The sequence below is a fragment of the Bradyrhizobium sp. CFUWI genome (genome assembly GCF_056429085.1).
Genome location: NZ_JBWJZE010000028.1, coordinates 19,640 through 45,737 on the forward strand (window position 1 = coordinate 19,640; position 26,098 = coordinate 45,737).

Below are 26,098 nucleotides of genomic sequence, written 5' to 3' on the forward strand. Positions count from 1 at the left end.
GAAGTGGGGTTCCACAGCAGGGACCAATCATGAGCCACCAGTTCCCTCCTGCGATTCGGGATATGCCATCTATCCAACCGGCAGAGTTCCGCCATGCCATGCAAAGCCTGCCGAGCGGTGTCGCCATCGTGACGACCGGGACGGCAGCCGGACGACGTGGACTGACGGTGAGCTCTGTGACGTCCATCTGCATGGAGCCGCCGTGCCTGGTCGTTGGCATCAATGCCCGCTCCGAGGCACATGACGAGATCCTTGCCAACGGCAGCTTTGGAGTCAGTGTTCTCCGCAGTGACCAGGAGGACCTTGCGCTGCGTTTTGGCGGTGGGGAGGGGGCGAAAGGCGTTCACCGCTTCGACACCGGGGCCTGGGATCAGGGCGTCCTCGATGTACCGCTATTGCCCAACGCATTTTGCGCGCTCGAATGCGTTTTGTATGACCACAAGGCGCTTGTCACACACACCGTCTTTATCGGACGAATTGTCGCGGCCCGACAAAGCGATGGAAATCCATTGATCAACTTCCGGGGCGCACTTCGTACTTTACTGCCAGACTGAGTGCGGTTTTTGCGCAGGCCGTCGGGACAGCGGAATGGTCGATGGCCTCACTCCCTAGTCGCTTCCACGACAGCCATCCAACAATTGCCTGGGCTGCGACTGGTTCCACAGATTAGGCTCGATTGAAAGGTCTCATCAGCTCCGGCGATTTCGGCGCTTCGCCTGTCGAGCTACGCTTGTGCCGGTCTGCGACCTCCCGCGTCGAAACGCGTGCGGGTACCTGATCAGGACAACTGCATAGTCTCCTCGAAACTACCAGCTTTGGTAGATCAGTTGTGAACGACAGGCGAGTAAGCATCGTTGCCGCAGCAGGATCGGGTTCATAGGCACGCCCCGGGTCACAATGGTTGGCGCTTCTCTATATCTTCGGGCTCGATTCCGATGTGAGTACTTGGTGACGTTATGATCTTGCGATGACAAATCGAATTCAAATGCGTCAGACAACTATGTCCAGCAACGCGTTCGAAATCGCCCAGATTCTCGAGGGCATTCGCCGCTGGGTCCTGATCGAATCTCCGACGGAGCGGCCGGATCAGATCAACAAACTCGCTGATGTCGTCGCAGCAGGTTATCGCGACCTGCCGGCCGGTGTCGAGCGCGTTGCGGGGCGTCACGGCTGCGGCGATCATTTGGTCACCCGCTCTTCTTGGGGGCAGGGCGTACCGGGCATTCTGGTGTTGAGCCATCTCGACACAGTTCATCCGATGGGATCCATCGAACGGCTACCCTTCAAGATCGACGGCGACCGTGCGTTCGGCCCCGGCATCTACGACATGAAAGGCGGTGCCTACCTCGCCTATCACGCGTTCCGGCAAATCTGCGCCGATGATGCACGCCCGCCGCTCGGCATCACGCACCTCTACGTCTCGGACGAAGAGCTCGGCAGCCCAACCTCGCGCGCGCTGATCGAGGCCGACGGCCGCAAGGCCAAATACGTACTGGTGACCGAGCCCGCTCGGGACGGGGGCAAGGTCATCACGGGACGCAAGGGCGTTGCGCGCTTTGACGTATTCATCAAGGGCGCTCCGGCGCATGCAGGTACGCGGCCCGAGGACGGCCGCAGCGCGATCCGGGAACTCGCCCATGTGATCCAGACGCTGGAGGCGATGAACGATCTCACGCGCGGTATCACCGTCAATGTCGGCGTCGTCCGCGGCGGCACCAGGCCCAACGTCGTCGCGGAACTGGCCTATGCGCAAGTCGACGTGCGCGTCCCCACCATGGCACATGCCGACGAGCTGGTGCCGAAGATTCTCGGCATCACCTCGCGCTCCGACGGCGTCAGCGTGACGGTATCAGGCGAATTGAACCGTCCGCCATATGAGAAGACCAGCGCCGGTGCTGCACTTTACGCACACGCCAAAACGCTCGCCGCCGAACTTGGCTTCGAGCTGCTCGACGCGTTCAGCGGCGGCGGCTCCGACAGCAATTTCACCGCGCCGCATACCGCGACCCTTGATGGCCTTGGCGTTGACGGCAAGGGCGCGCATACGTATCATGAGCAACTCTACATCTCGTCGATCGAACCTCGCGCGCGGTTACTGTACCGCCTGTATCAGACGCTGCGATAATCCTGACGCCAGGCGAAGTCAGTGACGGCGAGGTGCGTTTGATGACGGCCGCCGGCAATCGCAGGACCGTTCCTCGCCCACCCCCACGGCGCCTACAGTCTGCGCCCCCTCTCGCCGACTCATCGAAAACCATCGGTCGGATGCCGGATTTGCCATTGCCAAATCATAGAAGTGACTGAGCTATCCAATGACGGCAGCGGAGGTCAGGCGGGCAATCGGCTGCAAAGGGCGCGAGCCCTTGGTCGCGAAAGGGCGAACGTTTCCGAGAATGGGCTTATCGGCAGCGGCCCTGATCTCAAAGGCAGGCGAACTTTCTCGACGCAAATCGCAGCGCTGAATGCGTGCGACACCAGACCGGCCGGCGAGCCGATTTAAGAGCTTGGCCACGTTCACACAGTGCATAAAAGGGCTTGAATCGGACGTAACGTTAAGTCGTACGGTCTTGAGGTGGGCACCTGTCTCGGTCTGCTGCCAAAATCGTGAAGGATTGCGAATGTCTCAGCTGGTCAGATCCTCGTCTCCATGGTCAATCATGATCATCATCCCCGGTGGCGCGGCGGTCGGAATGGTTCTGCAGCCAGTCCTAATTGTGGCGCGATGGCTCGAACGTAGCTTTGAAAGGCTCTCCATTCCGAAAGCGAGACTACGTGGCTGTTCTGGCCCGGGGCACCAGAGAGCCGGCGAGGTCAGAGTTGAGCGACGTAGACCTCCATCCGACCCCCTAAGTCGGGGACGCTGCTTGCCGAAGCTGAACAAAGCCCCTCCTCTGGCGCGACACCGCGCCAAAATCAGTTCGCCGAACTGGCTTTCCGCTCTGTCACTGCTTTCTCGTGGTGGCAAGGCATGGCGATCGCGCAAAGGTGCGACAGATGGCTGGGCTGCGCAGGTTTTCAAGGAGCCAGAGCTGCAATTGTCGCTCCGCTTGGCCAGCGCGGCATCGCAAAATATTGCTTGGCATTATGGAGCAGCAAGTTGAAAGAGCCCGACGGCCTCAAGAAGGTCCTGTTGATCGACCATATTGAAGGCCAATGCCGTTGCATCATCGGCTTCAAAGATGGAGATGCCAGAGAGGCCTATATGTGCGGCGAGCCTGTATATCAAAGACGCGGCAAGAAATTGTCTTCGTGGTGTTTCTATCACCACGGACAGATGCACACGACCGTCGCCCAGCAGAACAGAGAGAGTGATCAATCGGCCGAGATCCCTCAAGTAATATCCATTGTTCGCACCCCATGAGAACCATCATCCCTCCAAGGCCGTCTGATCATAGCCTGTATAAATGCCAACCGAATCATGTCATCGGAGACTCGCCAAGCAATTCCGGGTTGCGGCGGAAACCACTCCCTGCAAGCGTACTATGCGGGCGTGAGGTGCTTGAATATCGAGTTGAATCTCCGCAGCCTGACCGACCAAAAAGCTGCGTATACTCCAGGCGAAACTGCGATCTATTTCGAAGGGCAGCCTCTCAGCTACGTCGGCCTCGGCCGACAGACTGACGATATCGCTCGCGCTCACCGACCTAGCCTCTCTCGTAGCAGGACGGCGCCAAATCAAGCTTCGCTCAGTGCTCAACATGGCGCAGCAGGTTCACCATTGTTTGCATCACTGCCTGATCGCGCCCAAATGCCCGGAGGTCACGGATGCCGCGGATCCTGATCATGAATGCCGGTACGGCTCAAATGTCGGGCTCCGATCTGACACGAGCTCAACTTTCGCTGGCCGCCAATTCGGCATACCGTTCAGCGTGGTTTGCTCATGAGGGTGACCTGATAGTCTCCCCGGTAGTCATCCCCGCGGATCTGCTATCCTTCATTGGCGCGACGCTCAATTTCGACGCATCGAGTCTCTGTCTGCTTGTACCTCAAGGCGGCAACCAATCGCCGGTGCTTGATGATTGCGCACTCCTGTCCAAGACTGTTGTTGAGCGAATCAACAGACATATTCGTCAGAAATCAACCTGGCGATTGTATCCCTGCTACTCTACTGAAGGCGTCGCACGCCTGGCGGCCATGCTTGGCATACCGCGGACCGGCGACGACTTCGCTCTGCAGCGAGGGCCTGATCTGTTGAACCGCAAGAGCCACTTCCGTCAATTGGCGACAAGCGTCGCACTTCCGCTGCCAAATGGGGCTGTCACGACGGACTCAAACGAACTCTTCAGGGCGGTCACTTCCCTCAGAGCTGAGACCGGCAGCGTCATTGTAAAGCTGGACAATGGAGCCGGTGGAGTCGGAAATGTCATCCTGACCGGCAACGAAAGCGATCCACTACCTGGGGCAAGAGATACCCGGCGGATTCCATGGCTGTCGTTTGATCCTGATGCGCTTTGGTCTGAGATGACAACGGCATCGTGTAAGACGCTGGTCGTGGAGTCGTACCACCTAGCGAAGTCTTTGTTCTATCTCGAGTATGAAATCGAGGATGATGGTTCAATCGTTTTTATGAGCAGTGGAAACATACGTCTGCGTAAAAGCGCCGACCGATCCGAAAGAGCTCTGATCTGGACAGGACTTGAGCTTCCAAGCGACCTGAGGAACGAGCAATGGTTGACTGCCCAGGCGCATGCTTACCGATTTGTGGCGCTTGCGCGAAACCTGGGATATCGCGGAATGATCAACATTGACGCCATTTTCGCTACTGACGGACGGTTGCTTTTTAATGAAGCGAACGGCCGTTGGGGTGGCGGCGCGGTGTTACACAGCATTGCCGTCCGGCTGCTGGGATTCGACTATTCCGGTTGCAACGTTATTTTATCCGTAAGAAATGTTCGATCAGGATCCCTCCAAATAGCGCATGATCGTTTGGTCAAGGAAGGATTTCTGTTCGACCGCACACGCAAGGAGGGCGTGATCCCGCTTGCCGCCGACCAAGAGGCTGGCACGGTGGAGTGCCTTGTGATTGCGCGCGATAGGGCCGCGGCCCGCGATCTACAGCACCGCCTACTGCGAATGGTTTGATTGAGATCACAGCGACCATATCTTCAATCGCTCAATTCATCTCAACTTGTCCCTGCTTTCGATCACGCGAGGTTATCTGACGACGCGATGTGAATGTTTGCCTCGTCTAGCTCGAGCTCCGTCAGCCCTAATCGGGACCATCCTTAAGTCGCTCCTGAAGTCCCGAATGGCGATGAGGTGCTCGAGGTGCAGCGGCGCATGGTCTGGCCGCTCGGCCTGCGCCAATCGTCCAATCAGCGCTGGCGTCGCGTCTACCCTGGGTACCCCTATCCAAGCCGTTCTGCTGCTGCAAACGATACTGTTGGAAGACTGGGCGGAGTCATAGTGATAGCCAACCGGTGCCGGTAGGCACTCGCTGGTTAACCAACAGAAGCGACCAGCAGGCGCCGCCGCGAGTGACGCCCGCATCGTTCACAGGCATGAACAGGAATTGGCGGTATCGTTCGCATCCTGATCATTGACGATCTGCTGGAGGTTTGTACGCGCTCGCTCTGGCTCAGGATCGAGCGCAGCAGCTGGGCTTGCGCGGGTTGGACGAATCGGGTCTGGGCGGCGAGATCCGGTTCGTTCCAAAGCAACTCTTCTTCCACATGCTCATCGCCCCGGCGCCTTTTGCCGGAGACAGTCTGAGCACAGTATGCCAAGCTCCCCCCTCTCCTGAGAGCTCACCCTTGGCAAATTCATTCGAAAGCGATCTCAGCCACCCCACCTCATGCGTCAGCGGTAGAACTTTCGATGATCCGGCGGTTCGCGCCGCTGCGTTTTGAACAGAAGTAGACCAGCGATCGGCGCTCGCCGGACCGCACAGGCTTCACCTCGTGCCGGAGCTTACATGTGGTGACAAGCACAGCGCCAAATGGCGGTCTGAATACCTGGTGTTCGTACCCGCTTGGATATACCACGAACTCCCCCCCCTCGAAGTCCCTCGCCAGCTGCACAATGACCGCGTACTCGAAATCCGGATCGCTCGCAGCATCCAGATGAATGCCAACAAACGAACCAGGAGGCATCCGATGCATTTGGCATCTGCGGATCACGTGATCCGACGTGGCCCCCAAGATCTTTCTTATCGCGAAGCTGCGGTCTTTCCTTTCAAGCAGTTCCATGATCTGCCGTGGAGCTGCACCGCTCACGTCGCTAGGAGCGCGGCCGGGCGGGTCTACCCTCACGCGTTTGACGAAAACATTGTGCGAGTCGCCGGCATCTCCCTGCCTCACTTCTTCTTCGGAAATCTCAGCCTGCAGCTGATCGATTTTGGACAAGTCATCTTGGGTGAACAATATCTGGGGGCCGATCACGACCGTCCCCTTTACCAGCAGTTCTATGCGGTATTTTGTCAAAGCTTCTTCTGAAAGAAGACGAGATTTATGATTCATTGCGCGCGCCATTCGAGTTCACTCCAGGGTTTTATCTTCGACGCAGGACTGAAGGTCCTGGTGCATCGAGCGGAAGGCTTGGTCCCAATGCTCGCCATCGAACTCGCTTATTGTTATGCGTTCGATGGCCCCCTTATCGAGGCATCGAATATTTACGCTGAATCCGGCGGGGTTCGAGCGCGGCCTATAGAATGGCTTTACGCCACAAACCCGGCAAAACGTGTGCCGAGCGATGTTCTTATTGAACTGATACGTCGTGAGGAATTCTTCGCCACACTCGATGCGAAGCTTGTTGCCGGGTACGAGCAAGTGCAGAAATCCAGACATTTCGCAGATTGAACAGTTGCATCGAACTGCAGATAGCTCTCGCGGTGCTTTGACGTAGAACTTGACAGAACCACAATGACAACGGCCATGGTGCTCGACCTCCGAGTGATCATCTCCCTTCAGTGAGACAACTCGGCGCAGATCGCGGCACCACTGTAGGCTGAGCCGATAGGCTCGATCGAATTCATCTAAAAAGCGGTTATTCCTATCAGCCGGGATAAGTTCGCCAATCAGCCGGCCTGTCATTTCTCCGTGGTACTTCTCCGCAGGATCTTCTCCGCCGACGTGGCTGCGGAAGTACTCAAGATCGTCAGGCCGCGCCTTAAAGGTTTTGACCAGAGTGGTCCATAGCGACTCGATCATGTCCGCAGCATGTAGCTCAAAAGCGACCATGTAGGCGCAACGTACTAAGGGATCTTTCGATGACAAGCCGGCATAGAGACAATGCAGGTACCGCTTGGTCGTGGCGCTGTAGTTGGGCCGTATTGCTCTGCCGAGTAATTGCGACGCATCCTTTCTAAGCAGGTTGGAGTGGAAGTTCTCAGTCACCAGAATGTCGGGTAGCGCCGCCTTGCCGCCCTGGAGAATTTGGCCATAACCGCCCGTCTCATCCCAACAGATGAAATTTCCAACCACGCTGGTCAGTTCAATGTCCCTCGGAATATCTCGATTGTGATTCATTGCATCGAAAATGAGATCCCGTTGCGACCCCGCCTGCAGGTACGGGAACGCCTGTGACATCGCCAGATAGTCAGGCAGCAGGCGAGCGACCTGGTCCTCGGACATCTCCGCAGCGAACGGGTGCGGGCCGAACAGGGCTCGCGCTTGCTCAGTCAAATACTTGCAGCATATCTGCGGAGACTGATCGGGTGTCAATCGAGACGTTTGAGATGTCATGTGACCCCTGGGATGAGGAGAGAGCGGTCTTTGACCGAGCACCGCGCCAGCTATTGGCCACCGCGAGTTCGTTGGTTTCGATGGGCTTGTCTTCGCGTTCACCATCCAGGCGACATTCTTGGTTGCGCCTTCGCGGTAGCAGACATCGGCATGTTCAGTGCTGCTCACCCGCATCGAGCGGAGCACGTAGATCAACTGAGCGGCGGCGATCAAGACGGATTCCGGTCCACGAAACGTTCGATGCCGCGAATTTCCGGGCCGGCCATCATACGCTTTCAGCGTCATGGTGAGATATTACGCCGCGCAGGCCCTCGCTGTTGCTGCTCCTGCCAGTCGATCGAACCGCTATGAGCTTCGTACAGCATTGCAAGGATTGTCCGCATCTACCTGGCTCGCTGCTGGCCGCCACGAGATTCTCAAAGAGACCGACGCTATGTTTCACGTTCGCGAGTGCCACCACGATGTCTTCTTGCACGCTTACAGCAATCACCGTGCCAACTCGTACACTCGCTCCAAAGATTTTGAGCACATTGACAAAATCGCGACCGACTCCTCGTCGCAAGTGTATTGAACCTGACAGCGCTTGTATGACTGTCGGACACCAGACGGCGAAGAGCCCACTCCACTCACAATGGTTAATGAGTATAGGGATACCGAATCGCGGAGATTGGTCCAAAGTGCCACAAAGGTCGGCTTCGCGCCTTGAACACCGCGACAAGCGCTTTGGGGAGTGGGCGCTAGCATGGTGATCCCGCTCGCTGACGTAATCCATCTTCGCTCGCGACAACTACGCGCTAAGCAGTTGCCTCAACGCCATCGAACACGACCATATAGTGGGATCTGGACGCATTCGCAGCCCTTTGTCGATGCGACTGACAATCGCGGCCAACTCCGGGCATTGATCGAGGCCATAACGCGATCTAGGGAACACGTGGTCCCGATGCCCTTGGAACTCGAAGAACGCCATGGACCAGAACGCGCAGGTCGCGAGCTGAAAAACCTAGCTACGTCTTGCGCGCCCACGCGAGTACCTCATGGTGTTGGTACATCTCGGACGGTTTCGCGCCAGATCAAGCGTCACGGGCAAGTGCAGCAAGATCGGCTTCGAGCTTCGGCTGATGCTTGAAAATCGCGTCTATCAGCGCCAGCGCCGGCTGCTCGCCGGCCTCGACCAGCGCTGCCTTCTCGGCCCGCGCAGAGGGAGCGAACACTCGCTTGACGACGGTCGGTGATCCCTTGAGGCCGCATTTGGAGACGTCTTCGATACCGGCATCGTTTGCGCTCCATTTCACGATTTTGGCACGCGCGGCACGCAAGGCATCCGCCATCGCGCCTCGCCGAATCTGATTCGTTGCCTCCAGCATGGTGATGAGGCAGGGCAGCCTCGTGTGCAGCACCTGGACACCACCTTCGGAGCGTCGTTCTGCCTCAATTGTATGGGCGGCGAGATCTAAGGATCTGACTTTCGCAACGTAAGTTAGCTGCAGTACGCCCAGCCGCTTTGCGATGCCGGGCCCAACCTGCGCCGTATCGCCGTCGATGGTCTGCTTCCCTGTGAAGATGAGATTTGTCGGGCCATATTCCTTACCAATTTTTCGGATGGCTGTTGCAAGTGCATACGTTGTGGCCAGGGTGTCGGAGCCCGCAAAGCAGCGATCCGTGAGGAGGACGGCGCGATCGGCGCCGTAAGTCAACGCCTTTCGCAAAGAATCTTCCGCCGATGGCGGCCCCATTGTAAGCACCGTAATTTCGCCGCCGAACCGATCACGCAGCTCCAGCGCGGCCTCGAGGGCGAAGAGGTCATATGGGTTAATGATGGTCGGCACTCCCTGACGCATGATTGTATTGGTCACGGGGTGCACGCGGATCTGCGCCGAGTCCGGAACCTGTTTGATGCAGACGACGTTGTGCACGGTGTTGCTCCCAAAAGCTGCGACAGCTGCGGAGAGCACAGCAAGTGTTGTACCATCGCCCGCCCTTTTGGGGTCGGCTTGCCATCACAGAGGCTTAGTCCCGGTAATGCCCGCCTCTAGGCCGCTCCCCGACGAACGAATGCTAACACTGTCAGAACTGCGACAGCGCTTTTCAGCAGGCCGCCAGCTGAGTGATGCTAGGACCGCTTGCGACAGATTACCCCCGCCAATCACCAGCGGCCGGCTGACCAGGTGACGTTCAATGAGCATTGGCGCTCACTAGTCCGGAGCTTGATCGACGGATAGGCACGACGCTCGTTACATGATCCGCAACCGACTGTTCGCGATTGCATGGCCCGCAATGACGCTAAGTATGTCATTGTGAGCAAGTCCCTTTGTCATCGAACCAGGTGAGCCCGCCCTTCGACAGCAGTCCCGCAAGCGCGCGGGATGCTTGGGTCCAAGTTGCCCCCGTGGGCGGACCCATTTCCTTCAGATTGTGATGAGAATGCCTATCGGGATCGTTCTCGTATAGCTATTTGGCAGTAGCAGTTCCGACCGATGTCGTCGTTCAGAACCGCTTTATCTCTATTCCATATTTCCTCAGCGCGTAGCCAATTTGACGCGGCGTTAGTCCGAGCAAGCGCGCTGCTTTTGCCTGCACCCAGCCAGATCTTTCCATGGCGGCAATGACCCGTTCGCGATCGGCCATCTTTGCGCCACTAACGAGAACTGTGCCGGGAGGCCCCAGTGAGGCCAGTTTGCCGCCGACAGACTGGACCGGCTGGGTCGCTTCAGCTAGCGGAATGGTGGACTTTGCAGGCACCGATGGCGTGGGAACGGGCTGGTCCGGTCTCTCGTCGGAGGTGCCTTTCCACAGCATCGCAGAAAGACACTGGCCCTGGCAGCATGCAAAGTCACTTCTCACAATCGATGATCCTGCGCACAGCGTCGCTGTCCGCTCGATGCAATTTTCGAGTTCGCGGACATTTCCCGGAAAGCCGCAGTTCATCAGTACATCGATCGCGCTCGCCTCCAAGGTCAGAGTACGACCGTTCTCGTTATTGAAATTTCTGAGGAACTCCCTGGCAAGCAGGGGAATATCACTGCGTCTTTCGCGCAAGGGCGGCAACAGCAAGGGAACTACACTGATGCGATAGTAAAGGTCCGCGCGGAACTCGCTGCTTGCGACAGCCTCTTCAAGGTTCTTGTTGGTCGCAGCTATCACTCGAACATCGACCTTAACAGTCTGGTTGCTGCCGACGCGCTCGAACTCCTGCTCTTGGAGAACGCGCAGCAACTTCGCCTGGAACGGAGCTGAGATCTCGCCAATCTCGTCAAGAAACAGCGTTCCTTTGTCGGCAAGTTCGAAGCGCCCCTTGCGCGAGCTGAACGCACCGGTAAAGGCGCCTTTCTCATGTCCGAATAATTCGGATTCCAGGACGGTCTCAGGAAGCGCCGCGCAATTCAGCTTAACGAACGGGCGCCTGGCGCGGGATGATGATTCGTGAATGGCCTTGGCTACTAGTTCCTTTCCGGTACCGGATTCGCCACGCAGCAGAACCGTGCTGTTAGATCTGGCTACAACCGCAATCTTCTCGAGCAGCCCGCGCAGGGCTGGACTGTCCCCAATGATCCCATGGGCGTGTAGCTTCTTGCGCTCCCGAGCGGGTTGCCTGAGCTCTAGTACTTGCTTTTGTAGCCGATCTTTCTCCGCCATCAGTCGTTCGCGATCGCAGGCGAACAAGCGATGTAACTTCACTGTTTGTCCCACCAGGTTAGCGATCATGGCGAGCAGTCGCGCATCGTACTCGAGGCCGAGACTCGACCTATCGTCGCGGATGCGGTCAACCGTCAGCGTGCCCACGACCTTCGGATCAATGCGAATCGGAACCCCGATGAACGACACTGGCATATCATCCGAGGCGCCGAGCACTTCCCGGTCGGCAGCACTGAATAACGGCTCGGCGGCTACGTTCTCGACGACAAGAGGCCTGTCGGTCGCGATGATCTGGTCGATTGCCGTCCGCGGCAATCGCATCCGATAACGTTCGTCGCTGCCTTCGCTCCAGCCGGCGCCCACTGTAATGTCCGGCATGCCGTCGTCATCGAGCAGTGAGACGATGCCGTGTCGCATATGCACAAACGACTGCAGAAGACCAACAACGTTGGCCAACGTGACTTCGAGCCGCGAGGGAGCGGCGAGTATTTTCGATATTTCGACGATGCCGGTTAGCGCGCTCTCACGCAACGGCTCGCTCGAGAGCTTACGCTCCGGCTCCGGTTGCGGTGCAGGTCGTTCGCATGAGGAAGGTATATCCAGCATGAGGCGGTCTCCGTTCTCTCGATCATCCTCCCTGGTACCTTGTCCGGGTTGGCGAGCTTCGTTTTGCATGTCACTCTCGATCTAACGCCAAGTGTTCACGAGATGACATAGAACCGTAACACCCTTTCATGGCACGACGGTAACCTTACGATGTGCTTTCATGTCATTTTTGCGGATTTCGTGCGCGTCGTCAGCGGAGAACATAAGCACCGCTGCTGCAGCTCAAGTCAGCTGCGTCGCCAAGGCCGGCCGATTCACAGATGTTGCCCACCATTGATCGGCACCTCGGCTCCCGTGACATAGCTGGCCGCATCTGAGCACAGGAAAAAGATGACCTTGGCCACTTCATCCGGGGTTCCCACTCTGCGCAGCGGGATACTTGGCACGAGACGCGATTCTGTATCGGGCGATAACATGTCCGTCCTGATTTCGCCGGGCGCGATCGCATTCACGCGAATGCCATGCGGCGCATAATCGTGGGCCATTTCGCGTGTGAGGCTCGCAAGTGCAGCTTTCGACGTCGCATAGGCACTGCCGGCAAACGGGTGCACCCGCGAGCCCGCAATCGAAGTCACATTCACGATCGATCCTGACGCGGCTCTTAGCTCGTCAAACAACCCCTGCGCCAACAAGATCGGGGCCACAAGATTGAGATGGAACACCTTCATCCAAGTCTCGATTGACGTCGTCAACGACGTCATCCGATCGCCAGCGGGCATTTTCGGCGAAACACCGGCATTGTTCACTAGCGCGTGCAAAGGTGCACCGGCCAAGCGTTTCTTGACCTCAGTGATCGCGCGCGGCAGCATTCGATGATTGCTGAGGTCGATCTGGACATGATCTTCGTTCCCTGCCTCCCACGGGCATCGCCCGCCGTCGAACGGTTGACGCGCGCAAGAAATGATGCGCCAGCCCGCCTCCGAGAACAGCTTGGCAGTGGCATGACCAATTCCGCGCGATGCTCCGGTGAGCAACATCGCCTTCTGTTCTCCGGCATGAACACGGGCTTTATCGACCTGAAAGGGGCAAGCCAAATGTGTGTCGGGCAGCGGGCCTCTGATTAGATCGTCATTTGGCAGATCCAGACCCACGCCCGCCTCCTCCCCTGTTGCGCGCCGCACGCGTAGCAGGATTTGCGCCACTGCGATGCATGTAAATCCGCTTCCGTTTTGCGTCCTAATGTCTCGCACGCGGAATGCTTGGCGGGTTCAAGACACGCTGGGTGTGCTTTGTGACAGCGATGGTGCATCAGCTACGCAATGTCGCGAGCACACTCGCCTTCGTAAAGATAAGGCGACGAGCCGCGCTCTCCTTCCTGATCGCACAACTGGAAGAGCCAAGAAATGGCCAGCGCCTCTCGTCGGGCAACGATCGATTAGGATAGCGGCCGCCGACAGTAGCCGCTTCAACTCGAAAGCTGACGTTACCAACCTGTACGTTAGATTTGTCCGCAACTGCGGCCGACTTCATCGCGCTCTGCTCTGCTGTGTCCAGCACTGGCACATCGCGGGGCGGATTGATCCCGGACCACAACCTGGCGCACTGACTGCTTCTTCAAAATAGTGAATCTCCGAGAGCGCCCGTTCACACCAGCGAGTACCGACCGTAAGACGGAACTCGCCGGCTGAGCGGAGACGCTTTCGATATGTCCATCCGCGACCGACCACCGATTAGCTTCGACTTGCGGCCTCCCCGAGCCGAAGACGAAGCCGTGTTACACCTGTTTACCGGGGCAGCACGTTAAGGTCATTGTTGTCGACGTCGAGCTTCAGCGGAAGACATTCGGACCCCGCGTCGCGCTGTTCTTCGGTGGAAGTCCGCGGCAGAGCTTCACATTGGACAGACAATTGCCGCCCCGAAAAGATCTGCCAATATTGCTGGATGCAACACGCGGCAATCAGATCGATCAGGCGGGCTACGACTTTCATGAAGCCACGAGCTCTCGCGAGGTTTGTTCAATCAGGATCAATCGGCTCGGATCCTTCAAATCGAATTCTATAACGCGTGGGGCAAAGAGACGCGCATAGCGCGTAAAGGCGCTCGTCGGGGGAAAACGGATCACGGTATCGCAGCGCGCAAGGAGGTACATATCGATGAGGGCGGAAAAGCCGCCCTCGGCTCCGAGCGCGGCGTTGTGCAATGGGCCGGCCTGAGGTGCCTGGAACTGTTTGGGAATCGTGAAAACATCAGGAAATATAGTCGAAACCTTCTCAAGGACGATCGCGCTGTCCGTGCACAGGAAAGCCTTCACGGGTTTTGCGTGGGGTAACCCCCTAGCCTTATCAATGGCATTACAGACCTGTCGCAAGGCGCGCTCCGGGTCAGCCCAGTAGGGAGCATGCCCCATAATGTCCTCGCCGTTGCCATGCCGGACATGGATTCCAATTACGCTGTACGATTCAAAGTGCTCGCGGTAGATAGCATCAATCCGAGACTGAATTTCAGGTCGTGGCTTGATGCTCCGAAAGATTTCTCGTTCGGCCTCCTGATCGCAGCGCCACATCAGGCACGCATCACACACGACCGTGTTAGCGTCGCTATCTTTGTGACTTTGGAACAGTTGATCGAGTTCGTCGCGCTCCCGGAAAATCTGCTCGTCCGGGCGATAGACGCAATCGATGGATGGCTTGTTCCACCATGTCGGGAAGAATGGTCCCGGAAATGAGCACTGATTGATCTTGTCGTCGCAAATCACCCGCACGCCAGCAATGTCTTGAACCGGTTCGAAGAAGACTGGAAAGGCGTTGGTGGATGGCTCATCGAGATAGCAAGATCCCCTCCAATCGATGGCTAGCGTCCGTCCTGTCTGCTTTGCAAAACGCCAAGCTGCCGCCAGTGACCACAGGCAGTCGCCGAACCCCGTGCGTCGCCGAGAAACTACGAACCTATCATTCTTCGAACCGCTCTGCATTGCCTCTTCCCGGGCTCCTGTTTGGACAAGAGACGTCATTGCAGACATCTCACGATCATCTTGTCCGACGTCACGGTCTGAAATCGCGGTGCCGGCGAACTGCGTCGGTAGAACTTCATAGCAGCGCTATCCGTGATGGGCCGCGTTCTTGCAACACTTTCCGTCTTTTCTTGAGTGGTGTTGCGTCGACGTGCCCGATTTCAGTCGGATGCCCGATGACCCCCGTGCCTCGGATGGCCTGGCCTCCTCACATGCAGGCATAGGCATGGCCATGCTCATGAGTTCCGGCTATGTTTCGCTTTGCACTTTATTGCAGCCGCAAGCCGCGCGGCGGATGTAGCCGAATGCCCCGCGGCTCCCACACGAGCCGCAGTTCCTTCACGAAATCTTCACGCTTGGCCTGGTCCTGCCTGCTTGCGTCGAGAAGCCAGCCGAGCGACGCCTCGCCCTCGATCCGCATCAAGATCTCGAAAAGCTCATGTGAGATACGCATACTATCGTGGGCGGAATGTCCCGTGCGGATCTCGCAGACCGTTTCCTGACGATCTGGCGCTGTGTGGGAGCGAACACGATGAAGGGATGCATACGGCGGCAATGAAACGCCCAGTGCACTCAAATCCTGCAGTGATGCTGCGCGCTTTCTGACGAGGAACGGCCCAACAACAAGTCCGTCCAGGTCAGTCGTCAAGGACGTGGTGATCGCATCTGACACGGACTCCACGATCGGCTCGGCATTGTTGTTAAATGAGGTATTCAGAAGAACTGGGATGCCCGTTCGCCTCTTGAACGCATTAATTACATCCCAGTAGGTGGGGTTTGCCTTGCGCGATACTGTCTGCAGCCGAGCGGTCCCATCAACGTGTGTGATCGCACCGAGCACGTTACGCTTGGCTTCACGCACACGAACCACGAAGTTCATGAAGGGGAGCTGCCGCGTGCCGTCCGGGAGCTCAAAGAACTCGCTCGCATCCTCCTCCAGTACAGATGGCGCAAAGGGGCGATAGCCCTCGCGCTTCTTGACCATCGCATTGATGCGGTCCTTGTTTCCCGCAGGCCGCGGGTCCGCAAGAATGCTGCGGTTACCAAGCGCACGTGGGCCGAACTCAGAGCGGCCCTGAACCCAGCCGATTACATCGCCATTCGCCATCCAGTCTGCCGCACTGGATGCTATGTCATCACTTCGTTGAATGTCGAGGTGGCCTGACCATGCGTTGAGCTCATGCTCAACGGCTTGCTCGTTGCCGAGATCGGGCCCCCAATAAACGTCCGGCAGTGGCTCCCGCGGCGCCGGCCTGCCCAGCTCGTTTGACAGCATCAACGCAGCGCCGAGCGCGCAACCGGCGTCGTGCGCCGCGGGTTGAACAAAGATGTCGTCAAATAGCCCGGAATAAAGCAGCTTACCATTCAGCGTGCAATTATGGGCTACTCCCCCAGCCAAGGACAAGCGTGTAATGCCCGTCGCTTCACGATGGTGCCGTAGGATGTGAAACACGATCCGCTCCAGCGCCTCCTGCAGCGAAGCTGCTGACATCTCGATGCTGCTGGGTGAATGGCATTCCTTTTCGCCGAACCTCGATGTTGCGGACCAGGGCCGGACCGATCCGATCCGATCCAGGTGAACGCGATAGCCGCCGTTTTCCAACAACTCGTAGAACTGCGCGAAGAGCTCGCGATAGTTAGCGGGATCACCATACGGGGCAAGCCCCATCACTTTGTACTCGTCGAACAACCCGTAGCCGAGATATCGGATCGTCTCGAGATAGAACAGCCCCAGGGAATTATGTTCCGGGAAGCTTGCAAGTTGCGCAATTTCGGTGCCAGACCCCACCGCCAATAAGCCGGAGAGAAAATCACCACCGCCGTCGATCGCAAAAACGAGACTTTGTTCGAAGCCGGACATGGCAAACGCGCTCACGGCATGCGCTTCGTGGTGATTTACGAAGGAAAGTCGCGACGGATCGATCTCAGCGCCGAACTCCCGTGCCAGCAGCTGGCGCAGCAACAGTTTGGCGTCCAACGGGACGGGCTGAGAAACAGAAAGGCGCTCGAGCATGGTATCGCAGTAGGCTTCAGTCGCGTAGAACGCGATACGGTCGATCTCGCCGAGCTCAACTCCTGCGGTAGAAAGGCAGTATTGGATCGAATTGCTCGGAAACTTGTTGGAGTGCTTGACGCGGTTGAGGCGCTCCTCTTCGACAGCAGCAATCACGCGGCCATCCTGCACAAGAACCGCGGCGCCATCGTGAAGAAATGTATTCGGCAGCTCCGGCGAGCTTTCATAGATTCTGTCAAGACCGCCACTCACTCCCAGGCACAACATCCCGTTCTCCATTTGATCATGACGGGAACGCCAACTGCGTCCCACCTATCTAATCTTTACAGTCACGCTCCGTCGGGTGCGCGGGCCAGATAGCACACACAACTCTGCAAAGTCCGTCTCGGCGCCTAGCGACAGGCGCTCAGAAGTACCGGTGCTGGCGTCCGCACCGATCGACCGAACAGACGGCCGTAGACCTTGCCCGATCGGGGCCTCTTAAGGCCATTGAAGCGGCTGCTGTGACAGGCCAGGTCACCCCGAGCTGCCGCAGAACGCATCGTGACATTGCATCGATGTGACTTTCTCCATTTTCGCTGAACTCACGTCAACGCAGCAGGCGGCGCCGAAATAGTGCTGTCGAGACGAAAAAGGGCAGGACCGCGTAAACGCAGAGCGCACCTACGTGCAGGGCAGCGCTGTCGGCGCCGCGCTCAAGCATCGCTGGGCGAATAAGGTCGACCGAATGTGCGAGAGGCAACAAGCCGGCGAAATGCTGAAATGAGCCGGGCAGTTGGCTCGTCGGAAAGACCGCGCCACACAAAAACACCATAGGAGTGAGGACAAGTGTCTGGTAAAACACGAAGTAATCGTAACTTGGCGCAAGAGATATGACGACCATAGCAAGGCTGGCGAAGACAAGGCCAGTAAGGGCGATTGCTGGCATCGCATACAGAATGGATGGCCATGAGGCATAACCCAGCGTGGCAGCGACGATCCAAATCGCTGTTCCGGCCAGAACGGACTTGCTGGCCGCCCACACCAGTTCACCCAGAACGATGTCGCCAAGCGTGAGCTGAGTGAAGAGGATTGCTTCCCAGGTGCGCTTGGCGTCCATGCGTGCAAAGGCTGCATACATGGTTTCAAAGGTCGCGGACGTCATGGCGCTGGTCGCGACCATGCCTGCCGCCAGGAAGGCGATGTAAGACGTCCCCTCAACGCGCCCCACGATCAGTCCAAGGCCAAAGCCGAGGCCAAACAGATTGGTTATAGGATCTGCGAGGTTGCCGAGAATCGATGCAAGTGCGACTTTCTTCCATGCTAGGAAGTTCCGACGCCATACCGCAATCCAATTGTACGCGTTAGCGGGCATCACCGCCGCAAAACTTTCACCCATCGCTCACTTCTCCATCTCGCGCCCGGTCAGCCGCAAAAACACGTCCTCGAGATTAGGGGGGCGCTGCAGAATACGAAGGCCCGCCCGCCCGCGCAGTTTCACGCGTACCTGGTCCGGATATGGTGTATAGCAAAAGAGCGTCTCTCCACTCACTTCGATGTGCCGTGCATGCGGCCTGATCAACTCGCAGAGCTGATGTGGATCATCGCCATAGATTTCGACCACGTTGCAGCCAATATGCTCATCGATCAGGCCGTCCGGCTTGCCTTCGGCGATTTTGCGTCCACCCTCGAGGACACACAGCCGATCGCACAGGCGTTCGGCCTCTTCCATGAAGTGAGTGGTCAAGAGAATCGTCTTGCCCCGCGCAAGCAGAACTCGCAGACGTTCCCAAATCAGGTGGCGGGCGTGCGGATCCAAACCAGTCGTCGGCTCGTCCATCACGAGCAGATGCGGGTCATTGACTAGCGCACGCGCCAGCGTCAGCCGCCGTTTCATGCCACCGGACAGCTCGGCGACGCGCGTGTCCGCCTTGCTTTCGAGGCGCGCAAACTCGAGCAGCGATGGCGCGACCGCCTCGATCTTGCGAGCGCTCATGCCGAAATAGCGACCAAACACGAGCAGGTTCTCTCGAACGGTGAACTCGCGTTCAAGGTTATCGAACTGCGGCACCACGCCGATGCGCACACGCGCCACACGAGCGCGGGAAGGCACAGGCTCATTGAGGACCGTAATCTTGCCTGCGTCCGGCGAAATCATGCCGAGGAGCATACGCGCAATCGTGCTCTTGCCAGCTCCATTTGGCCCAAGCAGGCCGAAGCATTCTCCGCGCGCAACCGAAAACGATAGTTCATTGACGATGACCTTGTCGCCAAATGACTTTTTCACGCCGGCAAGGTCGATTGCTACGGTGGACATGGTCACTCTTAGGCTGACAGAAGTCGCTCGGCCGACAATGGCTTCCTTACCACCTTGTTGGTCCAGAGCTGGCCGTCGCACCACACATGCTCGACACGCCCCCATTGGCAGGCCGCGGCAGCATCCGGGAAGAATCCACGTCCATAGAGATTGGCGCTCGTGTTGCAGAGCAGCGGTATGCCCGTGAGTTGCTCAAATTCGACGAGAAGCGCGGCGATTTTGTGCGGAGAGTTGCGAGGGATTGTCTGCAGCCGGGCGGAGCCGTCAAGATGGACCACAGCGGGGACCTTGTCACGCCATTCCGCCCGGGTCTGGTGATCGAACAGCATGTAAGGATCTGGCGTACCTGGGCTGAAAATTTCTGGCGCCCGATCCTCCAGACAGATCGGCGCCACTGGCCGGAAGTGCTCGCGACGCTTGATGTCGTTGAGATGATCCTTCATCGCCGGGGAGGTCGGCGCTGCAAGAATGCTTCTGCCGCCCAACGCCCGCGGCCCAAGCTCGGCGCGCCCGGAAAGGAAGATGACCGGCTTGTTGTCGGCCAGAATCGCCGCAAGTTCACGCAGACCGCATGGCGCCGCCTCCCAATCCGGCGGAAGCTCGCAGTCCTGCAGGTCCGGACCACTGTAGACTGACCATTCCAATGGCCCGAAGCCATTTTGCGCCGCTATCGCCCCGCAAGCAGCGCCAATTGCCGAGCCGCTGTCATTCGGAAACGGCGGCACCCAAACGTCATCGAACAATCCCGCCGCACGAAGCGCGCTGTTCCACTTGATATTGAGACCGCAACCTCCGGCGATACATAGATTTCGCGCTCCTGGAAGCGACGAGTGTCGCAGCAGAACCATCGCCATTTCTTTGACAAGAAGACGTTCCACGAACGCATGAAACGACGCAAGGACGTCCTCATCTCGCTTGGCCGTCAGGCGCAATGCGCTTGCCTCGAAGAAGTCGTGGATAGCTGCAAGCGACGATTCCGCATTGTTGATGTCAGCGCGGTAGCGACGAGCTTGCTCCGTGTCAGCGGCGAAGCGCTTTTCATAGAGCTCCTGAAACACTGCCACGATGCTTTCGTCGACAGAGCCAAGCGCGATGTAAGCCATCAGCTTGCCGGCGATGCCCAAATCCCAACTGGAGCGGTTCGGCTGCCTGTAAGGGCCGAAGTGAAGGCCAGCGGCAGCATAGGCATGGCCGATCATCGGAAACAGGGATGCAATGAACCGTGCCCCCCGAGGTTCCACATAGTAAAGACGTGGAAAGATGCAGCCGTCCCATACCAGGCAGAACGCGGGTTTTCCCGCGCTGGCAAAGGGACTGGTGCTATATGCTGACGCAACGTGGCCCGTGACGTGCGGGTAGCTCTTATATGGAAACACCTTGCCTCCGAGGATCAGGCCAAAGCCGTCGACGGAATCAAGAAGGCCCTCAGCATGGCGCTCGACATACGGCGCCCCTTTCAGCGCGATCGGCACAGCGCCACTTAGGACCTGGAACTGCGACTCAATCTCCCCATCCCAGCCGTCGATGACGAACTGATCGATATCCCGCGGATCCAGGCCATGCTCCGCCAAGGCGAGCACGACTGCATCGAGGTTCTCGACGGATTGATAGCGTGGACTGTTGCCGCGCTTCTCTTGCTCGGTGCAAAAGACAAGCCGCCCGTCCTCGACGACAGAAATTGCCCCGTCATGTGTTAACTTGATGCCGCAGATGCGCATACGATCCCCTGGTCTAGTGGTCGACGTTTGATTGTTCTGACGAATGACCCGGCTTCCGGAACCGGACGATCAAGCAATCTTCGTTGACCGACTCGGTCTGGCAATGCAGACGCTCGACCTCCGATAGGCTCTCGTTGAAGAGAGCGATCACCGTTTCGGCACCAGCAGCGTGGCCCCATCGTTGACATGTGGCATCACGTGCGGACCCGAAAATCAGAGCTCCATTTGGCGCAAGCATACTCACTAGGTTGCGGATAGCCGCATGCATCTCGACAATGTCCTTGAGGTAGTAAAGAACTTCGGCCACGACAATCAAATCGAACCGCTCCGTGGTCGAGAACCGCTGGATGTCGGAGGTCACCCACGTGATATGCGACCACTTGCTGGTCCGTCGTCGCGCTCGCTCGATCGCCTGCGGCATGACATCGACCACGGTGAGTCGTTCGCATAGCGGCGCCAGCATGCCGGTGAATGCACCGGCTGCACATCCCACTTCGAGGGCACACGCAACGTCTCCATTGCAACGCGACATCCGGAGCATTTGCGCGTATCGCTCCTGCTCGAAGGAACTACTGTCGAGGCGCCATGGATCGTCGGCAGACAACTCTCGCTCTAATAGCTGATGGTTTGCGTCCAGGATCATGAGCCTATCACCTACTTGCAGGCGGTCGAACGATCGCAACCGCAAACACTCTTCGTTGCCGCCAGGCTCGATTCAGGGCTGGAAAGCCTCGCCTTATGAATTGTTCCAGACATTCCCCTTTTACTTGCAGCGTGTCGTCCAGCGTTCGGGTGCAGGATGACAGACTGCTCTTCCCCTTCGGCCGGCACATTGGCGACCTTGCGCGATAGCCAATCGCTGTTGCTCAAGGTACAAAGCGCATAGGCCTTCAAAGGAAGTAAGAGAAAGATATTGATCGGTGTGTGGAGCGCGAAGCCGAGAAACCGCAGTTCGCGAGCACGAAGGGCTGCCACACTGCAGCGGACCATTGTCATTGCAGCAATCGTCAATCCCGTCCACCAGGGTACAGAGCCGGCGATTAGGAGCTGTGCGAGCGCAGCCAGTGATGACAGGGCGAGAAGCAACGGGCCGAGATTTTGCCCGATAACGTCTAGCGTCAGATAGCCATCGAGCTCTGGCAGCAGGCGTAATGCAAGGAACGTGTCCCGGAAGGTACTGCGCGCCCAGCGGAGTTGCTGGCGTAGATATGGCCCAAGGCTGTCCGGGACGAATGTTGCTGCGATCGCGTCCGAGACGTATTCCGTTCGAAATCCCGCCTTGAGCATGAGGATCGTTAGATGGCGATCCTCGCCGAAATCGCTCGGCTTCCCACGAAAGAATTGGGCTTCGTATTGATCGAGAAGCAAGGCGAGCGCGGAGCGACGATACATGGCACATGGGCCGCAGCAGCACATGACGGCACCGAAACGCGCCTGCGCCGCGCGCTCCTCGTTGCATGCCAACCAGTATTCCATATCGATCAACCTGGTCAGCCAGGTTTGGCTGCGGTTGCTCGCTATCAACTGACCCATGGCCGCACCGACTTCCGGGTCCTGCATCTTCAATACAAGCTTCGTGACTACGTCAGCGGCAAGTATCGTATCCGAGTCGACGTTGAGGACCAAGTCACCGGATGAGCTGCGTATTGCGGCGATCTGCGCCTTGCGCTTTCCAACGTTGCTTGCCAGCAAGATGACGCTGAACCTCGGATCGTTCGCATAGATTTTGTGTACAGGCGCGACAACGTCGCGATTTGCAGATCCGTCGTCGACCACATACACCTGTAGCTTTCCGGTGTAGTCTTGACTCGCAAGCGACTCCAGACATTGGGCGAGCGTGATTGGATCCTCGTTGAAGCACGGTACGATGACGTCTACACTGGGAAGGACCGCTTCCGATCGTCCCAGGCTGTCCTGCAGCGATGGGTTCGTCGCCGGTTGGGCGTAAAGCGCTTGCGCGCTCTTGTAGATCGTCGAGAGCAGCGCATAAGACGAAACAGCGACAGCGCTTGTTGTAGCGAGCAGGTCCATAGGGTGTCAGTTTTTTTTCAGTGAAGCTGAGGGAGTGGACGGATTAGAAACCCGCGTCGTTGTAGCGCCGGGATCAGATGTGACAGCGCGATGGTGGTCTGATCGCGCAGCGTGGCATCAGTGTACGGTCGCTCCTCATCAGGAGGATATCCGTCGTGCAGGAGCACAATTGCACCCGGGCGAACGCTCGCTAGTACTGAATTCACAATTCTATCAACCCCGGGGCGGGACCAATCTCTCGGATCGACCGACCAGTGCACAGCTGTGAGACCAGCGCTCGCTGACACAGCGAGCACCTCTTGTGTCCACATGCCGTAAGGTGCTCGCACGTGCCTGGGTGAGGCCTGCGGGCACGCCGAACGGATCGCCTCGCTCGCCGCCAGAACTTCATCGCGTACCTCCGCTGGTCCGCATCTGGATAGATCCGGATGCGTCATCGTGTGGTTCGCAACCTCGTGCCCTTCCGCGATCATTCGTCGAATGAGTTCAGGTTGTTCGGCCGCGTACGTGCCGATCACGAAGAACGTCGCCGGAGTCCGATGTTGCGCCAGCACATCGAGCACCTCTGGCGTGCAAAATGCATTTGGCCCATCATCAAAGGTCAAATAGACGGGGCGACTTCCACTCACGTCAGCGTAGTCGCAACGGACACCAGATAGGGGGAAAAGCTCTTTCACAACTCGGGCCCGTTCCGATCGATGATCGTCCCGGCCGGCCACTCGCTTATCGAGCGTCCAACCGGAAAAACCACCACGATCACGTCTTCGATGCGGATCGGCGACAAATTGGAATAGACATCCGGATGCGTGGAGCGGACGCGAATGCCAGATATGAGGGTGGCGAGCCCCTGCCTTTCGACCAGTCGGGTCATATGTTTCTCGAGCGCAGGCCGAACCGTGCCAAAGCCGAATGGAATCCCAAGCTGCTGCAGCATGGGATACATCACGCGCATTGCCTGGCTAATTCCCAAGCCTTCAAGATCCGGACGCACCGCATATAACCCCAGTTCGCCCACGAGAAGATCGACCCCACCAACATTGATGAAACGGCGTAGTAGCCCGACGTGAGCAGCTATCCCGCGCGCGTCGTAACCGATTACGCGGACCTCAGGTCTTGCACCGGCCCAACTTCGGTTGCCCTCAAATGGCTGCGCATTGAACGCACCGGTCGGCCCGTAACTCTTGCGGAAGAACTCGGCGAGCTCGGCATGATCAGCGAGCCGCAGTTCGCTTTCCCAGCGAAGGCTCCACTGCACTTGAGCGCGCGCAGTAGGAGCTTCCGCAGTCCGGGATGCGGCAATGTTCATGGCGGGCTTCCTTGCGCCAGTGGAATTAAGAGCGGAGATGGTCACGAGAATTCGCTAGTCGCCGAACCGCTGATCAATACTGAAAAGCGCTGCCATGACCCCTCGGAGCGCGGCGCTCCTCGCCTGCACCGTGCCGTGCGCCTTCACTCGCGACGAAGCGATCTCATGGTTCGCGCTCGTCATCCGGCCAATGCCCTGCGCGAGATATCCCGGAAGATGCCGACGAGGCGATTGGACTAGCCAGAACCTGTCTGCACCACGGAGCTTTTCCGCCTCGTCTAGCATCTCTGTCGACGTTTTGACGTCTGCGGGCAGGCCTTCGATGCGCGGCGCCTCATCGATGGCGCAACCGAGTGGCATCAGATCACACTGGTTCTTATACATCTTCGACACGCCCTGAATGCGGTGGACAGGCGAGCCATTTGGAGATTCGCCTGAATTATTGGGCATCCGCAATCTGCGCCTGCCGCTATTTCCCGACACTAGAGTGCGGCTGAACGCGCCCTCAAGTGTACGCGGGTAAACCTGCAATATGGAAACGGATGAAACACGCAAACCAAGGTTTATGGAGATCTGCCTGGCGTCTCGATCGAACGAGCTTCGTACCGAGAAGAAGCGACGCGGCTCGCACGGCGTGCCCATAGCCGCCCTCGAAGCGGATGCGCCGGCTGCTCGCACCTCCAGGAGCTTTTCTCTGAGCCAGCGTGAGCGAGCAGCAGCCATCGTGGTATGCCTCATTAATTTTTCAAACTTATGTTTGCTATCCAACATCCTGCAACTTGGTAAAATCGATAGTTCCGATGGAACACATCCACACGATGGATAGACTTACAACATGCGGTTCAAGGGACTTGATCTAAACCTTCTCGTTGCCCTCGATGCTCTGATGACGGAGCGCAACCTCACAGCGGCGGCGCGCAAAATTCACCTGAGTCAGCCCGCTATGAGCGCTGCGATCGCGCGGCTGCGCACCTATTTTCGCGATGAACTATTTACCATGAGAGGTCGCGAGCTCGTCCCGACACCTGGCGCAGAGGCGCTTGCGGGTCCGGTTCGCGAGGCCCTGCTGCACATCCAACTCTCGATCATATCGCGGGACGCGTTCGACCCTACTCAGTCGAGCCGACGCTTCAGGTTCATTCTCTCCGATTTCATGACGATCGTCTTTCTTCGCAAAATTTTCGACCGTATTGCACAGGAAGCTCCCGCGGTACGCTTCGAATTGCTGCCATTTTCCGATGAACCCGATGAGCTGCTCCGCCGGGGCGAGGTGGACTTTCTCATTCTGCCGGAGCTGTTCATGTCGAGCGCGCATCCTAAGGCGATGCTGTTTGACGAGACCCTCGTATGCGTCGGATGCCGCGAGAACAAGCAGCTATCGCGGCAGCTGACATTCGAGAAATACATTTCGATGGGGCACGTTGCGGCGAAGTTCGGACGGGCGCTCAGACCAAACATCGAAGAGTGGTTCTTGCTTGAGCACGGCGTCAAGAGACGCATTGAGATCGTTGTGCAGGGCTTTAGCCTGATTCCGCCCATATTGTTAGACACAGGCCGTATCGGCACAATGCCCTTACGACTCGCCAAACACTTCGAAAAGCGGATGCCACTGCGGATCGTCGAACCGCCGCTCCCCCTGCCCACATTCACCGAGGCTGTGCAGTGGCCTGCGTTCCACAATACCGATCCGGCGAGCATTTGGATGCGGCGGATATTGTTGGAGGAAGCATCCAACATGGCATCTGGGCATCAGGAGCCTCCAACTCGCAGGCGCTGCTAGGCTCACCGTAAGCCCCTCTCGGCACGTTCCAAACACGCTAACAATCCTTCGACCCGCTCGGCCGCTTTCGTCACTTCAACGT

21 protein-coding genes are annotated in these 26,098 nt (G+C 58.0%); 5 read left to right on the plus strand and 16 right to left on the minus strand.

The window, feature by feature from the left end; all coding sequences use genetic code 11:
• The first annotated feature begins 29 nt into the window (after positions 1-29).
• From AC066S_RS34570 to AC066S_RS34585, 4 genes are all read left to right on the plus strand, one after another.
• Positions 30-554, plus strand: a complete 525-nt coding sequence (locus tag AC066S_RS34570; protein WP_235884873.1) for a flavin reductase family protein — start codon at positions 30-32, stop codon at positions 552-554.
• 431 nt (positions 555-985) lie between these two features.
• Positions 986-2,125 carry a M20 family metallopeptidase gene (locus AC066S_RS34575; RefSeq protein ID WP_235884874.1) on the plus strand — a complete coding sequence of 380 codons (1,140 nt, stop codon included), beginning with the start codon at positions 986-988 and terminating at the stop codon, positions 2,123-2,125.
• A gap of 843 nt (positions 2,126-2,968) precedes the next feature.
• Positions 2,969-3,361, plus strand: coding sequence for a hypothetical protein (locus AC066S_RS34580; RefSeq protein WP_126262064.1), 393 nt, complete (start codon positions 2,969-2,971; stop codon positions 3,359-3,361).
• Between the two features lie 404 nt (positions 3,362-3,765).
• Positions 3,766-5,082 carry a preATP grasp domain-containing protein gene (locus AC066S_RS34585; protein ID WP_126262065.1) on the plus strand — a complete coding sequence of 439 codons (1,317 nt, stop codon included), beginning with the start codon at positions 3,766-3,768 and terminating at the stop codon, positions 5,080-5,082.
• A 710-nt stretch (positions 5,083-5,792) separates the two neighbouring features.
• Here the strand turns inward: AC066S_RS34585 and AC066S_RS34590 are convergent.
• The 16 genes from AC066S_RS34590 to AC066S_RS34665 form a co-directional block, all read right to left on the minus strand.
• On the minus strand, positions 5,793-6,470 hold the full coding sequence (locus AC066S_RS34590) for a 2OG-Fe(II) oxygenase (RefSeq protein ID WP_126262066.1): 678 nt from the start codon (positions 6,468-6,470) through the stop codon (positions 5,793-5,795).
• 6 nt (positions 6,471-6,476) lie between these two features.
• Complete coding sequence (locus tag AC066S_RS34595) at positions 6,477-7,895, minus strand: GFA family protein (RefSeq protein ID WP_235884875.1); 1,419 nt, start codon at positions 7,893-7,895, stop codon at positions 6,477-6,479.
• 857 nt (positions 7,896-8,752) lie between these two features.
• Positions 8,753-9,595 carry an electron transfer flavoprotein subunit beta/FixA family protein gene (locus tag AC066S_RS34600; protein WP_126262067.1) on the minus strand — a complete coding sequence of 281 codons (843 nt, stop codon included), beginning with the start codon at positions 9,593-9,595 and terminating at the stop codon, positions 8,753-8,755.
• A gap of 571 nt (positions 9,596-10,166) precedes the next feature.
• Positions 10,167-11,921 (minus strand): nif-specific transcriptional activator NifA, encoded by a 1,755-nt coding sequence (gene nifA / locus AC066S_RS34605; protein WP_235884876.1) that lies wholly within the window; start codon positions 11,919-11,921, stop codon positions 10,167-10,169.
• Positions 11,922-12,175: 254 nt separating this feature from the next.
• Positions 12,176-13,012 (minus strand): SDR family NAD(P)-dependent oxidoreductase, encoded by an 837-nt coding sequence (locus AC066S_RS34610; RefSeq protein ID WP_126261954.1) that lies wholly within the window; start codon positions 13,010-13,012, stop codon positions 12,176-12,178.
• A gap of 633 nt (positions 13,013-13,645) precedes the next feature.
• Entirely contained in the window at positions 13,646-13,849 is a 204-nt protein-coding gene (locus AC066S_RS34615) for a hypothetical protein (protein WP_126261955.1), read from the minus strand.
• Complete coding sequence (locus AC066S_RS34620) at positions 13,846-14,871, minus strand: nodulation protein NodZ (RefSeq protein ID WP_430642553.1); 1,026 nt, start codon at positions 14,869-14,871, stop codon at positions 13,846-13,848. The genes AC066S_RS34615 and AC066S_RS34620 overlap by 4 nt, the downstream gene beginning before the upstream one ends.
• 268 nt (positions 14,872-15,139) lie before the next feature.
• The gene (locus AC066S_RS34625; RefSeq protein ID WP_235884877.1) at positions 15,140-17,152 is read right to left on the minus strand and encodes a carbamoyltransferase family protein; all 2,013 of its coding nucleotides are present in this window, start codon (positions 17,150-17,152) and stop codon (positions 15,140-15,142) included.
• A 322-nt stretch (positions 17,153-17,474) separates the two neighbouring features.
• Positions 17,475-18,263 (minus strand): ABC transporter permease, encoded by a 789-nt coding sequence (locus AC066S_RS34630; RefSeq protein WP_126261956.1) that lies wholly within the window; start codon positions 18,261-18,263, stop codon positions 17,475-17,477.
• Positions 18,264-18,266: 3 nt separating this feature from the next.
• Complete coding sequence (nodI, locus tag AC066S_RS34635; RefSeq protein WP_126261957.1) at positions 18,267-19,187, minus strand: nodulation factor ABC transporter ATP-binding protein NodI; 921 nt, start codon at positions 19,185-19,187, stop codon at positions 18,267-18,269.
• A gap of 2 nt (positions 19,188-19,189) precedes the next feature.
• Entirely contained in the window at positions 19,190-20,899 is a 1,710-nt protein-coding gene (nodU, locus tag AC066S_RS34640; RefSeq protein ID WP_126261958.1) for a nodulation protein NodU, read from the minus strand.
• 13 nt (positions 20,900-20,912) lie between these two features.
• Positions 20,913-21,542, minus strand: a complete 630-nt coding sequence (gene nodS / locus AC066S_RS34645) for a nodulation methyltransferase NodS (protein WP_126261959.1) — start codon at positions 21,540-21,542, stop codon at positions 20,913-20,915.
• A gap of 11 nt (positions 21,543-21,553) precedes the next feature.
• Positions 21,554-22,930, minus strand: a complete 1,377-nt coding sequence (gene nodC, locus AC066S_RS34650) for a chitooligosaccharide synthase NodC (protein ID WP_126261960.1) — start codon at positions 22,928-22,930, stop codon at positions 21,554-21,556.
• Positions 22,931-22,947: 17 nt separating this feature from the next.
• Positions 22,948-23,607 (minus strand): chitooligosaccharide deacetylase NodB, encoded by a 660-nt coding sequence (gene nodB, locus AC066S_RS34655; protein ID WP_126261961.1) that lies wholly within the window; start codon positions 23,605-23,607, stop codon positions 22,948-22,950.
• On the minus strand, positions 23,604-24,236 hold the full coding sequence (locus AC066S_RS34660) for a NodA family N-acyltransferase (RefSeq protein ID WP_126261962.1): 633 nt from the start codon (positions 24,234-24,236) through the stop codon (positions 23,604-23,606). Before AC066S_RS34660 ends, nodB begins: the two co-directional genes overlap by 4 nt.
• A gap of 54 nt (positions 24,237-24,290) precedes the next feature.
• Positions 24,291-24,686 carry a hypothetical protein gene (locus tag AC066S_RS34665; RefSeq protein WP_235885241.1) on the minus strand — a complete coding sequence of 132 codons (396 nt, stop codon included), beginning with the start codon at positions 24,684-24,686 and terminating at the stop codon, positions 24,291-24,293.
• 385 nt (positions 24,687-25,071) lie between these two features.
• On the opposite strand from AC066S_RS34665, the gene nodD1 reads away from it, so the two are divergent.
• Positions 25,072-26,016 (plus strand): transcriptional regulator NodD1, encoded by a 945-nt coding sequence (gene nodD1 / locus AC066S_RS34670; protein ID WP_126261963.1) that lies wholly within the window; start codon positions 25,072-25,074, stop codon positions 26,014-26,016.
• Positions 26,017-26,098: the final 82 nt, after the last annotated feature.

Excerpts from the sequence above, each read along its gene's own strand:
- AC066S_RS34570 (WP_235884873.1), top strand. The coding sequence starts at position 30 with ATGAGCCACCAGTTCCCTCCTGCGATTCGGGATATGCCATCTATCCAA.
- AC066S_RS34575 (WP_235884874.1), top strand. The coding sequence starts at position 986 with ATGCGTCAGACAACTATGTCCAGCAACGCGTTCGAAATCGCCCAGATT.
- AC066S_RS34580 (WP_126262064.1), top strand. The coding sequence starts at position 2,969 with ATGGCGATCGCGCAAAGGTGCGACAGATGGCTGGGCTGCGCAGGTTTT.
- AC066S_RS34585 (WP_126262065.1), top strand. The coding sequence starts at position 3,766 with ATGCCGCGGATCCTGATCATGAATGCCGGTACGGCTCAAATGTCGGGC.
- AC066S_RS34590 (WP_126262066.1), bottom strand. The coding sequence starts at position 6,470 with ATGGCGCGCGCAATGAATCATAAATCTCGTCTTCTTTCAGAAGAAGCT.
- nifA (WP_235884876.1), bottom strand. The coding sequence starts at position 11,921 with ATGCTGGATATACCTTCCTCATGCGAACGACCTGCACCGCAACCGGAG.
- AC066S_RS34615 (WP_126261955.1), bottom strand. The coding sequence starts at position 13,849 with ATGAAAGTCGTAGCCCGCCTGATCGATCTGATTGCCGCGTGTTGCATC.
- AC066S_RS34620 (WP_430642553.1), bottom strand. The coding sequence starts at position 14,871 with ATGACGTCTCTTGTCCAAACAGGAGCCCGGGAAGAGGCAATGCAGAGC.
- AC066S_RS34625 (WP_235884877.1), bottom strand. The coding sequence starts at position 17,152 with ATGTTGTGCCTGGGAGTGAGTGGCGGTCTTGACAGAATCTATGAAAGC.
- AC066S_RS34630 (WP_126261956.1), bottom strand. The coding sequence starts at position 18,263 with ATGGGTGAAAGTTTTGCGGCGGTGATGCCCGCTAACGCGTACAATTGG.
- nodU (WP_126261958.1), bottom strand. The coding sequence starts at position 20,899 with ATGCGCATCTGCGGCATCAAGTTAACACATGACGGGGCAATTTCTGTC.
- nodS (WP_126261959.1), bottom strand. The coding sequence starts at position 21,542 with ATGATCCTGGACGCAAACCATCAGCTATTAGAGCGAGAGTTGTCTGCC.
- nodC (WP_126261960.1), bottom strand. The coding sequence starts at position 22,930 with ATGGACCTGCTCGCTACAACAAGCGCTGTCGCTGTTTCGTCTTATGCG.
- AC066S_RS34660 (WP_126261962.1), bottom strand. The coding sequence starts at position 24,236 with ATGAACATTGCCGCATCCCGGACTGCGGAAGCTCCTACTGCGCGCGCT.
- AC066S_RS34665 (WP_235885241.1), bottom strand. The coding sequence starts at position 24,686 with ATGCCCAATAATTCAGGCGAATCTCCAAATGGCTCGCCTGTCCACCGC.
- nodD1 (WP_126261963.1), top strand. The coding sequence starts at position 25,072 with ATGCGGTTCAAGGGACTTGATCTAAACCTTCTCGTTGCCCTCGATGCT.